General features: G+C 71.0%; 11 protein-coding genes. 6 read left to right on the top strand and 5 right to left on the bottom strand.

What is annotated here, in order from left to right; all coding sequences use genetic code 11:
• Window positions 1–5: 5 nt before the first annotated feature.
• The 4 genes from OHA64_RS17930 (at window position 6) to OHA64_RS17915 (ending at window position 7,043) form a co-directional block, all read left to right on the top strand.
• Entirely contained in the window at window positions 6–1,025 is a 1,020-nt protein-coding gene (locus tag OHA64_RS17930; protein WP_405614136.1) for an esterase-like activity of phytase family protein, read from the top strand.
• A 186-nt stretch (window positions 1,026–1,211) separates the two neighbouring features.
• The gene (locus OHA64_RS17925) at window positions 1,212–4,988 is read left to right on the top strand and encodes an ABC transporter ATP-binding protein (protein WP_405614134.1); all 3,777 of its coding nucleotides are present in this window, start codon (window positions 1,212–1,214) and stop codon (window positions 4,986–4,988) included.
• Between the two features lie 103 nt (window positions 4,989–5,091).
• A complete protein-coding gene (locus OHA64_RS17920; protein ID WP_405614132.1) occupies window positions 5,092–5,481 on the top strand; it encodes a hypothetical protein in 390 nt (129 codons plus the stop codon).
• A 110-nt stretch (window positions 5,482–5,591) separates the two neighbouring features.
• A complete protein-coding gene (locus tag OHA64_RS17915) occupies window positions 5,592–7,043 on the top strand; it encodes a S28 family serine protease (protein ID WP_405614130.1) in 1,452 nt (483 codons plus the stop codon).
• A 107-nt stretch (window positions 7,044–7,150) separates the two neighbouring features.
• On the opposite strand, the gene OHA64_RS17910 is transcribed toward OHA64_RS17915, so the two are convergent.
• A complete protein-coding gene (locus OHA64_RS17910) occupies window positions 7,151–7,789 on the bottom strand; it encodes a hypothetical protein (protein WP_405624009.1) in 639 nt (212 codons plus the stop codon).
• Window positions 7,790–7,903: 114 nt separating this feature from the next.
• Window positions 7,904–9,916 carry a glycoside hydrolase family 3 protein gene (locus OHA64_RS17905; RefSeq protein ID WP_405614128.1) on the bottom strand — a complete coding sequence of 671 codons (2,013 nt, stop codon included), beginning with the start codon at window positions 9,914–9,916 and terminating at the stop codon, window positions 7,904–7,906.
• Window positions 9,917–10,265: 349 nt separating this feature from the next.
• Between OHA64_RS17905 and OHA64_RS17900 the strand changes: the two genes are divergently transcribed.
• Window positions 10,266–10,895, top strand: a complete 630-nt coding sequence (locus tag OHA64_RS17900) for a GNAT family N-acetyltransferase (RefSeq protein WP_405614125.1) — start codon at window positions 10,266–10,268, stop codon at window positions 10,893–10,895.
• Between the two features lie 17 nt (window positions 10,896–10,912).
• On the opposite strand, the gene OHA64_RS17895 is transcribed toward OHA64_RS17900, so the two are convergent.
• From OHA64_RS17895 to OHA64_RS17885, 3 genes are all read right to left on the bottom strand, one after another.
• The gene (locus OHA64_RS17895) at window positions 10,913–11,713 is read right to left on the bottom strand and encodes a sugar phosphate isomerase/epimerase family protein (RefSeq protein ID WP_405614123.1); all 801 of its coding nucleotides are present in this window, start codon (window positions 11,711–11,713) and stop codon (window positions 10,913–10,915) included.
• 200 nt (window positions 11,714–11,913) lie between these two features.
• Entirely contained in the window at window positions 11,914–12,846 is a 933-nt protein-coding gene (locus OHA64_RS17890) for a GNAT family N-acetyltransferase (RefSeq protein ID WP_405614121.1), read from the bottom strand.
• Window positions 12,847–12,984: 138 nt separating this feature from the next.
• The gene (locus OHA64_RS17885) at window positions 12,985–13,773 is read right to left on the bottom strand and encodes a helix-turn-helix domain-containing protein (protein ID WP_405614119.1); all 789 of its coding nucleotides are present in this window, start codon (window positions 13,771–13,773) and stop codon (window positions 12,985–12,987) included.
• A 239-nt stretch (window positions 13,774–14,012) separates the two neighbouring features.
• On the opposite strand from OHA64_RS17885, the gene OHA64_RS17880 reads away from it, so the two are divergent.
• Entirely contained in the window at window positions 14,013–14,678 is a 666-nt protein-coding gene (locus tag OHA64_RS17880; RefSeq protein WP_405624008.1) for a DUF4097 family beta strand repeat-containing protein, read from the top strand.
• Window positions 14,679–14,688: the final 10 nt, after the last annotated feature.

Here is a 14,688-nt window from a genome sequence, read left to right as displayed (position 1 = left end):
CCTCCATGCGCCTGAGAACCCTACTCGCCACCACCTGCGCGGCCCTGGCGGCGGCCACCTGCCTGACCGCCGCCGGTTCCGCGAACGCCCAGGAGAACCACGCCTGTTCGGCCACCGTCTCCCTCGACCGCTTCTCCGACGCGCTCGACAAGACGACGTACGACGACACCTTCGTCGGCAACCTCTCCGCGCTCGCCGTGGACACGGACGGCTCGCTCGCCGCCCTCTCCGACCGCTCCTCCCTCTTCGGCCTCGACGCGAAGACCCTCAAGCCCCGTGCGACGGTCCCGCTCGCCGACGAGAACGGCGCCGCCCTCGACTCCGAGGGCCTGGTGATCGACCGTGACGGCACGCGGCTGATCACCTCGGAGACCGAGCCCTCGATACGCCGCTACAGCCGCGACGGCGAGATCCTCGACCGGCTTCCGGTCCCGTCCTCCCTCCAGGTCGCCCCGGCCGGCCGGGCCGTCTCCAACGGCACCTTCGAGGGGCTGACGCTGCTCCCCGGCGGCCGCACCCTGCTGGCGTCCCTGGAGTACGCCCTGTCCGGCGACAGCTCCGGCGTGGTCCGCTTCCAGACCTGGGAGCGGCACCGCAAGGGCTTCGAGCTCGCCGCCCAGTACGCCTACCCGGTCGACGCCGGCCTCGGCGTCCCCGAGGTCCAGGCCACCCCCGACGGCCGCCTCCTCGTCCTGGAACGCGGCTTCACCTCCGGCGTCGGCAACACGGTCCGCCTCTACCTGGCCGATCCCCGCCGCGCCACCGACACGAGCGGCGTCGAGAACCTGACGGGTCAGGCGGGCGTACGCCCGATCAAGAAGACCCTGCTCGCGGACATCGCCGCCTGCCCGACCCTGGGCGCCACGGCGAAGCAGCCCCAGCCGAATCCCCTGCTGGACAACATCGAGGGCATGGTGGTCACGGGCGGCCGGCGCAAGGGCGGCCTGAACGTGCTCCTGGTCAGCGACGACAACCAGAACGCGGCGCAGACGACCCGGTTCTATTACTTGCGAGTGCGCATCTGACTCTTCCGTTACCTGCGAGTGCGCATCTGACTCTTCAACTACCTGCGAGTACGCACCTGGCTCTTCACCCCCTTCACCCCCCTCTGTTCCTGATCTGCCGCCCCCCGTTTTGTTGCGGAGGGATGAAATCCGCTTCATTTCGCGTTGGTGCCTTCCGGAAGATCAGGTCGAACGGAGGGCACCCGCGTGGCAGCGCAACAGGGGGAGACACAGGGCTGGGCCCGCAGGCTGGCCGGATACGCCTGGCGGCACCGCAAGGACGTCGTCCTCGCCCTCGGCTCCTCGCTCGCCGGTATGGCAGTCATGGCCCTGGTCCCGCTGGCCACCAAGGTGATCATCGACGACGTGATCGTCGGCCACACCCGGGACATGGCTCCCTGGGCGGGCGCCCTGATCGCCGCCGCCATCCTCGTGTACGTCCTGACCTACATCCGCCGCTACTACGGCGGCCGTCTCGCCCTCGACGTCCAGCACGACCTGCGCACGGAGATGTTCGGGACGATCACCCGGCTCGACGGACGCCGGCAGGACGAGCTGTCGACCGGGCAGGTCGTCGGCCGGGCCACCAGCGACCTCCAGCTGATCCAGGGCCTGCTCTTCATGCTCCCGATGACGATCGGGAACCTGGTGCTCTTCGTGATCTCCCTGGTGATCATGGCCTGGCTGTCCCTGCCGCTCACCCTGGTCGCCCTGGCCGTGGCTCCCGCCCTGTGGTGGATCGCCAGGCGCAGCCGCAGCAAGCTGCACCCCGCCACCTGGTACGCCCAGGCCCAGGCCGCCGCCGTGGCCGGCGTGGTCGACGGCGCCGTCAGCGGCGTACGGGTGGTGAAGGGCTTCGGGCAGGAGGACCAGGAGACCGGGAAACTCCGGGAGGTCGGCCGGCGGCTCTTCGCGGGCCGACTGCGCACCATCCGCTTCAACTCCAAGTACACCCCGGCCCTCCAGGCCGTGCCCGCCCTCGGCCAGGTCGCGATGCTCGCGCTCGGCGGCTGGCTGGCGGTCCGCGGGCACATCACGCTCGGCACGTTCGTCGCCTTCTCCACCTACCTCGCCCAGCTCGTCGGCCCGGTCCGGATGCTCGCCATGGTGCTCACGGTCGGCCAGCAGGCCCGGGCGGGCACCGAGCGCGTCCTGGAGCTGATCGACACCGAGCCCTCGATGACCGACGGCTCCAAGGAACTCCCCGCCGACGCGCCCGCGACCGTCGAGTTCGACGACGTCGCGTTCGGCTACGCCGACGCCCCCGGCGCCCGCCCGGTCCTGCAGGGGCTCTCCTTCGAGATCCGCGCCGGCGAGACCCTCGCCGTCGTCGGCTCCTCGGGCTCCGGCAAGTCCACGGTCTCCCTCCTGCTGCCGCGCTTCTACGACGTGACGCGCGGCGCGGTCCTCATCGGCGGCCACGACGTCCGCGAGCTCACCCTGGACTCGCTGCGGGCCGCGATCGGCCTGGTCCCCGAGGACTCGTTCCTCTTCTCGGACACGGTCCGCAACAACATCGCGTACGGCCGCCCGGAGGCGACCCAGGAGGAGATCGAGAAGGCCGCCCGCGCCGCCCAGGCCCACCGCTTCATAGCCGAGCTCCCGCACGGCTACGACACCAAGGTCGGCGAGCACGGCCTGACACTCTCCGGCGGGCAGCGACAGCGCGTCGCCCTCGCCCGCGCGATCCTCACCGACCCGCGCCTGCTCGTCCTCGACGACGCCACCTCCGCCGTGGACGCCCGTGTCGAGCACGAGATCCACGAGGCACTCCAGCAGGTCATGCGGGGCCGGACGACCCTGCTGATCGCGCACCGCCGCTCCACCCTCAACCTCGCCGACCGCATCGCCGTCCTCGACGGCGGCCGGCTCGCGGACGTGGGCACCCACGAGGAGCTCCAGCAGCGGTCCGAGCTCTACCGCCGCCTCCTCACCGACCCGGACGAACTCGGCGGCGTCTCACCCGGCCACGCCCGCCCGGCCGCGCCGGCCGAGGACACGTCCATGGGGGTCCCCCCGCTCGAGTTTGTTCGAGAGTGGGGGAGGGACGAACTGGACGCCGAGTTCGACGTCGAGCGCGGTATCACGCCGCGGCTGTGGGCGGGGGAGCGCGAGCCCAGGGACGCGGCGACGGCCGACAGCCCGGCCACCCCCGAACTGCTCGCCCAGGTCGACGCGTTGCCGCCGGCGACCGACACCCCGGGCATCGACGAGGCACGGGCGGTCGCCGCCGAGGAGTCGTACGGCCTACGCAGGCTGCTGCGCGGCTTCGGCCGGCCCCTCCTGATCAGCCTGGCGCTGGTCGCCGTGGACGCCGGCATGGGCCTGCTGCTCCCGGTGATGATCCGGAACGGCATCGACGACGGCGTCACCCAGATGGCGCTGGGCGCGGTCTGGGCCGCCTCCCTGTTCGCCCTGCTCGCCGTGCTCGTCCAGTGGACGGCGCAGATCGGCGAGACCCGGATGACCGGACGCACCGGCGAACGCGTCCTGTACTCCCTGCGGCTGAAGATCTTCGCTCAGCTCCAGCGGCTCGGACTCGACTACTACGAGCGGGAGTTGACCGGTCGGATCATGACGCGGATGACGACGGACGTCGACGCGCTCTCGACCTTCCTGCAGACCGGGCTGGTCACCGCGTTCGTCTCGGTCGTCACCTTCTTCGGGATCATGGTCGCCCTGCTGGTGCTCGACGTCCAGCTCGCCCTCGTCGTGTTCGCGACCCTGCCGCCGCTGATCATCGCCACGTTCTTCTTCCGCCGGGCCAGCGTGAAGGCGTACGAACTGGCCCGGGAACGGGTGTCGGTGGTCAACGCCGACCTCCAGGAATCGGTGTCGGGGCTCAGGATCGTGCAGGCCTTCCGCCGCGAGCACGACGGCAGCCGGCGCTTCGCGGAGCGCAGCGACAGCTATCGCCAGGCGCGGATCCGGGGCCAGTGGCTGATCTCGATCTACTTCCCGTTCGTGCAGCTGCTGTCGTCGGTGGCGGCGGCGGCCGTACTGATCGCGGGCGCGGGACGGGTCGACGCGGCGACGCTCACGACGGGCGCGCTGGTCGCCTATCTCCTCTACATCGACCTGTTCTTCGCCCCCGTCCAGCAGCTCTCCCAGGTCTTCGACGGCTACCAGCAGGCGACGGTGTCGCTGGGCCGCATCCAGGAACTGCTCCGGGAGCCCACCTCCACCCAGAACGCCGAGGAACCGCTCGACATCCTGTCCCTGCGGGGCGAGATCGCCTTCGAGGACGTGCGCTTCGCCTACGGCGACGAGGAAGAGGCCCTCGGCGGCATCGACCTGCGTATCCCGGCCGGCCAGACGGTCGCGTTCGTCGGTGAGACGGGCGCCGGCAAGTCGACCCTGGTCAAGCTGGTCGCCCGCTTCTACGACCCGACCGGCGGACGGGTGACCGTCGACGGCACGGACCTCCGCTCGCTGGACCTCACCTCCTACCGGCACCGCCTCGGCGTCGTCCCGCAGGAGGCGTACCTCTTCCAGGGCACCGTCCGTGACGCCATCGCCTACGGCCGCCCGGACGCCACCGACGCCGAGGTGGAGACGGCGGCCCGAGCGGTCGGCGCCCACGAGATGATCGCCCAGCTGACGGGCGGCTACCTCCACGAGGTCGCCGAACGCGGCCGCAACCTCTCCGCCGGCCAACGCCAGCTGATCGCGCTGGCCCGCGCCGAACTCGTCGACCCGGACATCCTCCTCCTCGACGAGGCCACGGCCGCCCTGGACCTGGCCACGGAAGCCCAGGTCAACCAGGCCACCGACCGCATCGCGGGCCGCCGGACCACACTCGTCGTGGCCCACCGGCTGACCACCGCGGCCCGCGCGGACCGCGTGGTCGTCATGGAACACGGGCAGGTCTCCGAGGACGGCACACACGAGGAACTGCTGGCCAGGGACGGGCGGTACGCCGAGCTGTGGCGGATCTTCGTGGGGGCGGCCGAGCCGGAGGAGCCGGTCGGCGCCTCGCAGTGATGGCCGGATCGCGCGGGGGCGGGCGACGGCCACGCAACCATCCGACACGCGTCCGGCGTCCGTACACCAGTACGTACATCGTCGCGGTAGGGGAGGGACGACAGTGGACTGGGCTGCGATACGGGGCCGCCTCGCGCTCGGCACGGCCGTGCTGACCACGTCCGCGGTGCTGGCGCTCGCGGCGCCCGGGCCCGCCCAGGCGGCCGAGTCGTCCTGCGCCGGACGCAAGGTCAGGACGCTGCCCTTCGCGACCGGCGTCGTGCGGGTCTACGAGCGGCGCGGCTGGGTCTGCGCGATCACCGTGGCCAAGGACCCCGGCAGGAAGCGGTACATGATGGTCAGCGTGCAGGCGCGCGGCCTCCGCCCGGTCGTGGACGAGGGGCAGTACACCCGCCACGCCGGCCCGCGGAAGACACACGCCGGCCAGCGGTGCGTCCGCGTGAAGGGCGCGGTGGGCAGGAGCTCGGTCAGTTCCGGCTGGATCCTCTGCTGAACCGCGGGTTTCCTACAGGGTTTTCCCCACCTCCATGCCATATCCCCTGGTGCGCAGGGCAGTTGATCCGCTAGCTTCCGGCGGACATCTGTACTCACAGGGGAGGGTGCATGCGCAAGGCGCTCAGATGGCTGCTCGCGCTCGCGGTGCTCATAGGCACGCTGAGCACGGCAGGTGCGGCCACCGCCGCCGAGCCGGAGGCCACCGGCCCAACAGGCACCACCGCGGTCACGGACATCAAGGACCGGCTGCTCTCCATACCGGGGATGAGCCTGATCGAGGAGAAGCCGTACACCGGGTACCGCTTCTTCGTCCTCAACTACGCCCAGCCGGTCGACCACCGGCACCCGTCCAAGGGCACGTTCCAGCAGCGGATCACCGTGCTGCACAAGGACGTCTCCCGCCCGACGGTGTTCTACACCGGCGGCTACAACGTCTCCACGACCCCGAGCCGCCGCGAGCCGACCCAGATCGTGGACGGCAACCAGGTCTCCATGGAGTACCGCTTCTTCACGCCGTCCCGGCCCGCCCCGGCCGACTGGAGCAAGCTGGACATCTGGCAGGCCGCGAGCGACCAGCACCGCATCTACAAGGCGCTGAAGGCCGTGTACACCAAGAAGTGGATCTCCACGGGCGGCTCCAAGGGCGGCATGACCGCCACCTACTACGAGCGCTTCTACCCTCGTGACATGGACGGCGTCGTCGCGTACGTAGCCCCCAACGACGTCGTCAACGACGAGGACTCGGCGTACGACCGGTTCTTCAAAACCGTCGGCACCAAGGAGTGCCGCGACCGGCTGAACGCGGTCCAGCGCGAGGCACTGGTACGCCGCGAGCCCCTGGAGAAGAAGTACCAGGCGTACGCGGCCGAGAACGGCCTCACCTTCGACACCGTCGGCAGCCTGGACCGGGCGTACGAGGCGGTCGTCCTCGACTACGTCTGGGGCTTCTGGCAGTACAGCCTGCTGTCCGACTGCGACGCGATCCCGGCCGACGCGGCGACCGCGACCGACGACGAGATCTGGAACTCGGTCGACACGATCTCCGGGTTCTCCGCCTACGCCGACCAGGGCCTGGAGACGTACACGCCGTACTACTACCAGGCGGGCACCCAGTTGGGCGCGCCGACGATCCACTTCCCGTACATCGAGAAGAAGTACGTCCGCTACGGCTACCAGCCGCCCCGGAACTTCGTCCCGCGCTCGATCCCGATGAGGTTCCAGCCGAGCGCGATGCGTGACGTGGACACCTGGGTGCGGCACAACGCCCGCCACATGCTCTTCGTCTACGGGCAGAACGACCCGTGGGGCGCGGAGCCGTTCCGTCTCGGCAAGGGCGCGAAGGACTCGTACGTCTTCACCGCCCCCGGTCTCAACCACGGCGCGAACGTGGCCGGTCTGGTCCCCGACCAGAAGACACTGGCCACGGCCCGGATCCTTCAGTGGGCCGGCGTGGCCTCCGCCTCCGTCCAGGCGGACCCGTCGGCGGCCAGGCCGCTGGCGAGGTTCGACGCGAAGCTGGACAAGCGGGACCTGGAGCGCGAGCCGACACTGCGCCCGTAGGCTCCCCTTCGCGATGAGCGCGACGGCCGACCGGCCCCCGTGCCGGTCGGCCGTCACGGCCGCAGCGACTCCGTGCCGAATCGTCACACGGGGCCCCGCCCCGCCGCTCAGACCGGACGCGCGCACCCCACCGGATCACTGCCGCCGAGTTGGACGTACAGGGCCGTCGACAGCGGGCACTTCGCCCGGGTGTCGACGGCCTTCGTCACCTGGTACTGGGGTTTCCTGTCGCCCCGCCCGTCGCACGCCGTCTCGCGGACCTGTCCGTCGCCCAGGCCGTAGACGCAGTCGCCGACGATGGTGCGGGGGCCGCCCCCGCCGCCCGGGTCGCCGGGGTGCGGCGGCTCCAGGTTGCGCATGCAGGCGTAGCCCCGGGGCACGGCACCGTCGCCGTCCTCGTCGGAAGCCGGGCGCTGCTCGCTGATGTGCAGGACGAAGTCCGTGGTCGGCGGGCACGCCGGACCGTCGCCCACCGTGCCGTCGTGCCGCGCCACCACCCGGGCCGCCGCCCGCTCACTGGTGCAGGCGACCTCGCTGAAGCTGGTCGTGCCGAAGGAGCTGCACTCGTCGACCGCGAGGAACACCGCGCCGTAACCGGAGCCCTGGGTCGGAGCCGCCGACGCCCCGCCCACCAGCCGACCGCCCTCGCCGCCGCCTCCCGCACCGGACCCCTGGCATCCCGTCAGCAGGCCGGTGAGCAGCGCCAACAGCGCGCACACCGCCCGCACGGAACATCCTTCGCGCATCGACATCCCCCGACACCCCCGCCCAGCGTGACCCGCCGCGGCGGGGCCACGCCAGATGTGCGGGGTGCTTTGCGCCTTTCGGGGGTCGTGCGGCGGTTGCGCGACGTATGCGGACTACGTCTGGTACGACAACCCGTGTCCGACCGGATACAGCACCCGCGCCGGATCGTCCGCCCGCTGCACCGGCACCGGCAGTTTTCCGCGCGGACGGACCCGTCCCGCGATCACCCGGGCCGCCGCCCGCAGTTCGACGTCGGTCCACGAGTACGCGGCCAGGAAGGCAGGTACGGACGGCAGGTGGGCCACGTCGTAGGGGTTGCGGATCGCGACCGCCACCACCGGTCTCCCGGTAGCCACCAGTTGCTCGACCAGCGCCTTCTGGGTACTGGTCGCTGTGACGTTGTACGTCCCGACCACCACGGCGTCGACGTCCCGAGCCGCCGCGACGGCACCCGCGATGGCGGCGGAGGAGGGGGCCGTGCCCGTCGAGAGTGCGGTGGTCGTGAAGCCCAGCTCGGTGAGCGCGGCGGCCAGAACGCCGGTCGGAGGGCCGGTCGTCCCCGACGGCGAGGCGGGATCCGCGCCGACGACGAGGAGCCTGGGGTGACGACGTCGGGAGAGCGGCAGCAGACCCCCCTGGTTGACCAGCAGCGTGGTCGTCCGCTCGGCGATCCGGTCGGCCGCCGCGAGGTGCGGCCGGGTGCCGACCGTGCGGGTGACCCCGGCCTGGCTGACGTACGGCTCCTCGAAGAGCCGCAGCCTCGCCTTGAGCCGCAGTACGCGCAGGATCGACGCGTCCAGCCGCTCCTCGGTGAGCTCTCCGTCCCGTACGGCCTTCAGGACGGCGTTCCACGCGACGTCGAGGGAGGGCGGGTTGAGGAGCTGGTCCACGCCGGCCTTGAGCGCGAGCACCGGCACGCGGTCGTCGCCGTACTTGGTCCGCACGCCCTGCATGCCGAGCGAGTCGGTCACCACCACCCCGTCGTAGCCGAGTTCGCCGCGCAGGATGCCGGTGAGGATCGGGCGGGAGAGGGTGGCCGGATCGCCGGAGTCGTCGAGGGCCGGGAACTGGATGTGCGCGGTCATGATCGAGTCGATGCCCGCGCGGACGGCGGCCCGGAAGGGGACGGCGTCCAGCTTCTCCCACAGCTCCCGGCTGTGGGTGATGACCGGGAAGCCGTAGTGGCTGTCGACGGCGGTGTCGCCGTGGCCGGGGAAGTGCTTGGCGGTCGCGGCGACCTTCGCGCCCTGGTAGCCGGCGACCTCGGCGGCCACCAGAGCGGCCACCGCGTCCGGTTCGGCACCGAAGGACCGTACGCCGATGACCGGGTTGGCCGGGTTCACGTTCACGTCGGCCACGGGGGAGTAGTTCTGCCGGATGCCGAGCGCGCGCAGCTCCTGTCCGGCGATCCGGCCGAGGGTGCGGGCATCGGCCCTCGACCCGCCGGCGCCGACGGCCATGGCGCCGGGGAAGAGGGTGGCGGGCTCGCCGACCCGGCAGACGATGCCGTGTTCCTGGTCGGTGGAGATGAGCACGGGCAGCCCGCGCGGCTGCTCCAGGGAGACCTGCTGGATCCCGTTGGACAGGGCGGCGATCTGGTGCGGATCCCGGGTGTTGTGCGCCCACGTGAAGTAGATGATTCCGCCGACCCGGTACTTCGCGATCAGCTCGGCGGCCGTGCGGACACCGAGTTCCTGGAGGTTGGCGTCGATGTCGGCCTGGTCGGGGGTGGTGGCCGAGTGGCCGTAGACCCGGGTCACGAAGAGCTGCCCGACCTTCTCCTCCAGCGTCATGCGGGAGAGGAGGGCGCGGAGCTTCCTGTCGTCGGGGGCGGCCGCGTGGGCGGCGGTGGTGCCGGCGGTCAACGCGGCGGTGACGGCCGCGGTGGCGGTGGCGGTGAGGAGGGTGCGTCTGGACGGCTGTGCGGTGCCGTCCGCGCTTCTCGTGCTTCTCGGGCTTCCTGAGGTTCTTGTGCTCTCTGTGCTTCCTGCGTTTCCTGCGTTTCCTGTGCCGGAGTCGCGCACGTGCACTCCTTCCCTCGTGAAGGAAACTTCCGAGGAGTCACGAATATCCGGGAAGTTTCTGCCAGTCAAGGGAACGCGCGGTACTCGGCGAAGGGCCGCCATCGGCGCTGTTGGAGGGGGGCGCGCCGATGGCGGTGTGCTGTCGGCCGCGGTACGGCGGAGAGGGTAAGTCAGCGTTCGCAGCCAGCAGCGAGGCCGACACCGGACCACGGTGACTCTCCGACAGCTTGCGGGTTGGACGAGCGGGCGTGGGGTGGGGTTCCCGGCTCGGGCCGAAATGCCCGAAGTTGGTGCGCATGGTGTCGATGAGCTCAACGGGGCGCGTGGGCAGGCACGTTGGGCGCTGGGAATCTCCTTCGACGATCCCGGATGTCTACGCGAGACTTCGGGTTCCACGAGGGGTTCGGGGCGCTGTGTGCGCTGTGTGCGCGGTGGGGAGAGGCGGCGAAGGATGAGCTTCAAGCTGGAGGGACCGGTCCTGGAGGGCACGTCGGTGCGTCTGGAACCGTTGGAGCGGCGGCACGCGGCCGAGTTGGCGGTGGCGGCCGAGGGGGACCGGGGCAGCTACGCGTACACCTGGGTGCCGAGGGCCGACGAGGTCGGGAAGTACATCGAAGCCCAGTTCGCCCGTGCGGCGACGGGACGGTTGGCCCCGTACGCGCAGATCTCGACGGCCACGGGCCGGGCGGTCGGCGCCACCGCCTACTGGGAGCCGCGCTGCTGGCGGTCCGACGACCACCTCGACGCCGTGGAGGTCGGCTTCACCTGGCTCGCCGGGTCCGCCCAGGGCACCGGCCTCAACGCCGAGGCCAAACTCCTCCTCTTCCGGCACGCCTTCGAACAGTGGGAGGTGTCCCGGGTGGACCTGAAGACCGACGCCCGCAACGCGCGCTCCCGCGCGGCCATCCAGACCGTGGGGGCACGCTTCGAGGGCGTGCTGCGGAACTGGTCGCGCTCCTGGGCACCGGGGGAGGACGGTCGGCTGCGCGACTCCGCGATCTTCTCGATCACGGCGGCGGAGTGGCCGCACTGCCGGACACGGCTGGAGGAGCGCGTGGCGCGGTATTCGACGCGGGCGTAGGGGAGCTGGGGGCGGAATCAGGCCGAGTCGTTGAGCAGACGGGCCAGGTGCTCTCGTCCGGGGCCCAGCAGGTCGGGCAGTGGTGCCGCTGCCTCGTACCACCGCTTCTCGTACTCCCAGCACAGCCAGCCGTCCCAGCCGTGCCGGGAGAGCACCTCCACGCACTCGGCGAGCGGGAGGACGCCCTTACCGAGCGGCAGCGGGGTCGTGTCTTCTGCCGAGGCGATGTCCTTGACCTGCACGTATCCGAGGTGCGGGGCGAGGGCCGCGTACGTCTCCGAGGGCTGTTCGCCGCCCAGCCAGGAGTGCATGACGTCCCACAGCGAGCCGACCTGGCGGTGGCCGACCGGGCCGAGGACGCGGATCGCCTCGGCACCCGTGCGGTGCGAGTCATGGGTTTCGAGGAGGATGCGTACGCCGAGGTCGGCGGCGTACTCCGCGGCCGTGCCGAGCCGCCGCGCGGCCGTCGCGTCGGCCTCCTCCCGGCTCTGCTCGGTGCCGCCGCCGGGGAACACCCGGACGAAGGGCGCGCCGAGGTCGCGGGCGAGGTCGAGGAGCCGGCGGATCTCCTCGATCACGGGCTCGTCGTCGCCCGGCGCGGCCACCCGCGCGTATCCGGCGAGGCCCAGCACTGCCACCCCCGCAGCCTTGAACTGGGCCGCCGCGTCGGCGCGTTGGGTCAGATCGAGGCCGGGGTGCACCGGCTCCTCCGGATGGGCGCGCAGTTCGACGCCGTGATAGCCGTACGTGGTCGCGAGGCGCAGCACGTCGGGGAGGGGGAGGCCGGGAACGCCGAGGGTGGAGAACGCCAGTTTCATAGTCCTACTGTCACTCGGGGATCAGCTCTGGTCCAGACGGGGGCCGCTCCGTGTCGGCCCCGCCTGTCCCTCACCCGTGCCCTGTGGATCGGCCGTCACGCACGCACGGGCGGTGGATTCACCGTCACCGCCATCCATGCGGGGCCTGTGATTCCGCCGTCACCCTCACTTCCGACCCGCCTGTGGACCCGCCGTCGCCGTCACTCACTCGTGCTTTTCAGATCCAGTCGCCAGTCCTGCCCATTGAGGTCCTGGCCGAAGGACCGGTGCTCTTTCTCGGCGGTGAGGACGAAGCCGTGGCGTTGATAGATGCGGCGGGCCGCGCCGAGGATGTCGTTGGTCCACAGGACGATGTCGCGGTAGCCGACGCCGCGGGCGAAGTCCACCAGAGCCCCGACGAGCCGGTCGCCGATCCCGAGGCCGCGCGCGTCCGGCTCGACCAGCAGCAGCCGCAGCCGGGCGGAGCCGGGCGCGTCGTCCCGTACGCACATCACGCACCCCACCGGACGCCCGTCCAGCTCGGCGATCCACACCCGCTCGTACTCCGGGTCGTGATCCTCCGCGTAGTCGGCGACGATCCTCGCCACCAGCCCCTCGTAGTCGGCGTCGAAGCCGTACTCGGCCGCGTACAGCGCCGCGTTGCGCTGCACGACCCAGCCGAGGTCGCCCGGTCCGGGTTCGCGCAGCACGACGTCCTCGCGGCGCGGAGGGCGACCGTCGGAGAGGAGCTCCCGGACGGTCCGCATCGCCTCCGACAGGCGGGGCCGGTCCGGGGACGGCACGGTGGCGAGCAGGGCGCCCACGGATTCGTTCGCGCGCTCGGCGAGCAGGGTGGCGGTCTCCCGGCCGCGCGTCGTGAGCGTGACGTGCCGCCGGCGGGGGTCGGCGTGCGAGGCTGTGCGCTCGATCATCCCGTCCTGCTCGAATTTGTTCAGGATCCTGCTCAAGTAGCCGGCGTCCAGGGAGAGTTCGGTGCGCAGATCGATCGCGTCCGTACGCGGGGAGTGCGCCAGTTCGTACAGGACGCGGGACTCGGTGAGGGTGTAGGGGGCGTACAGGTGGCGGCTGTAGTCGAGCGCCCCGATGACGTTCGTGTAGAAGCGGTTGAAGGCACGGATGTCCTGGACAGTCATGATCGTCGACCCCATGTGGTCCAAGTGATTGATCTTCGATAGTTGACTCAGTCAGAGATATCTCGGGGTCGAGAGTAGAACGGTCGGGTGCCGCGCGTCCATGCCTTTGCGGCGCCCGCCTTTGTCGGTCACAGGGCGTCAGGTCCCGTTGTGGGTAGGGGAATCGGCCGTCCGTCCGTGGCCCGGATCTGGTCGGGCGGCGCCGTCCGGGACCGTTCCGGGTTTGGTGTGGAGGATCTCGCGGGCCTGTTCCGCGGCGCGGGCGATGCTTTCGGAGACGAAGTCGAGGAAGCGGGCGATGTTCTCGAGGCGGGTGCCGGCCGGGGTGCCGCAGCCGAGAACGCCCACACCCTGCTGGGCGACACCGACGAGCTGCGCGGTGGAGCGGGCGCTGGCCATCATCGGCTGGTAGTAGACGTCGTCGTCGACGATGTAGCGCTCGCGGCGGCGTTCGTCGCGTTCCCTGCGGACCATGCCCTGACTGTCGAGGGACGCGATCGCTTTGGAGACGGACGCCGGGCTGACCTGGAGGCGCTGGACGAGTTCGGACGCGGTGAGGCTGCCCGCGTCGGTGATGGTGAGGCAGGCCATCACCCGGGCCGTCATCGTGGGCATGCCCGAGGCCATGAGGACGGTGGTGAACACCTCCTCGTACTCGCGCACGGCCTCGGCGTCGCGCCCGTGTGCCTGCGGGAGCGCCTCCGGCCCCCGGGGTGCGACCTGCCTGCGCCGGTGGGCGCGGCGTTCGGTGGCGCGGTGGGCGAGGTCGGCGCGGTACGCGGTGGGGCCGCCGTTGCGCATCACCTCGCGCGTGACCGTCGAGGTCGGGCGGTCGAGGCGCCGGGCGATCTCGGCGTAGGGGAGGCTGTCGGCCAGCCCCAGCGCGATCTGCCGACGTTCCTGCTGGGTGAGCCTGCCTCCAGGCATCGCGATCTCCTCGGTGGTCCTTCGTGGCGGTCCGTGTGCCCCCACGCCATAGCGTTCACTGGTGAGTCATTGCAACAGTCGCGTAGGTGTCGTTGCGTTACCTTCCAGGTTCGTTGCAACAGTTTAATGGATTCTACCTGCGATGATGCCCATTTGATGCAACAGAGTTGTTGTCGAACTTTGGAAAGCAACGTAGCGTTTCCGGTGTCAGAAACAAGGAACGAACACCGGAGAGCATGATGCAGAAGTTCGACACCCCCGCCCCGATCTCCGCCGTCCTGGACATCCCCGCCGGACGCGTCCAGTTCATCGCCGCCGACCGCGCCGACACCACCGTCGAGGTCCTGCCCGCCAACCCCTCCAAGAGCCGCGACACCAAAGCCGCCGAGCAGGCCACCGTCGTCTACGCCGACGGCGTCCTGCGGATCTCGGCCCCGCCCGCCGGTAACCAGCTCCTCGGCCCCTCCGGATCCCTGGAGGTCACGGTCCAGCTGCCCGCCGACTCCCGAGTCGAGGTCAGGACCGCCGGCGCCGAGCTCCGCGGCGTCGGACGCCTCGGCGACGTCGCCTTCGACGGCGCGTTCCGCCAGATCAAGATCGACGAGGCCGCGAGCGTCCGCCTCACCGCGATCGACGGCGATGTCGAGGTCGGCCGGCTGGGCGGCCCCGCGGAGATCAGCACCACCAAGGGCGACATCCGGATCGCGGAGGCCGTGCGCGGCACGGTCGTGCTCCGCACCCAGTCCGGCGACATCTCGGTCGTCGCCGCCGCAGGCGTCTCGGCCGCCCTGGTGGCCGACACCGGCTACGGCCGCGTCAGCAACACCCTCAAGAACGACGGCACCGCCGAACTCGACATCCGCGCCACCACCTCCCACGGCGACATCAACGCCCGCAGTATCTGACGGAGTTGAA

The organism is Streptomyces sp. NBC_00076, from assembly GCF_045041235.1.
Taxonomy (GTDB): Bacteria; Actinomycetota; Actinomycetes; order Streptomycetales; family Streptomycetaceae; genus Streptomyces.
The sequence above is the reverse complement of the archived record's forward strand: the minus strand, read 5'-3'. Positions and strand labels throughout refer to the sequence as shown.

Excerpts from the sequence above, each read along its gene's own strand:
- OHA64_RS17895 (WP_405614123.1), bottom strand. The coding sequence starts at position 11,713 with ATGAAACTGGCGTTCTCCACCCTCGGCGTTCCCGGCCTCCCCCTCCCC.
- OHA64_RS17915 (WP_405614130.1), top strand. The coding sequence starts at position 5,592 with ATGCGCAAGGCGCTCAGATGGCTGCTCGCGCTCGCGGTGCTCATAGGC.
- OHA64_RS17910 (WP_405624009.1), bottom strand. The coding sequence starts at position 7,789 with ATGCGCGAAGGATGTTCCGTGCGGGCGGTGTGCGCGCTGTTGGCGCTG.
- OHA64_RS17900 (WP_405614125.1), top strand. The coding sequence starts at position 10,266 with ATGAGCTTCAAGCTGGAGGGACCGGTCCTGGAGGGCACGTCGGTGCGT.
- OHA64_RS17890 (WP_405614121.1), bottom strand. The coding sequence starts at position 12,846 with ATGACTGTCCAGGACATCCGTGCCTTCAACCGCTTCTACACGAACGTC.
- OHA64_RS17930 (WP_405614136.1), top strand. The coding sequence starts at position 6 with ATGCGCCTGAGAACCCTACTCGCCACCACCTGCGCGGCCCTGGCGGCG.
- OHA64_RS17905 (WP_405614128.1), bottom strand. The coding sequence starts at position 9,916 with ATGGCGGCCCTTCGCCGAGTACCGCGCGTTCCCTTGACTGGCAGAAAC.
- OHA64_RS17885 (WP_405614119.1), bottom strand. The coding sequence starts at position 13,773 with ATGCCTGGAGGCAGGCTCACCCAGCAGGAACGTCGGCAGATCGCGCTG.
- OHA64_RS17880 (WP_405624008.1), top strand. The coding sequence starts at position 14,013 with ATGCAGAAGTTCGACACCCCCGCCCCGATCTCCGCCGTCCTGGACATC.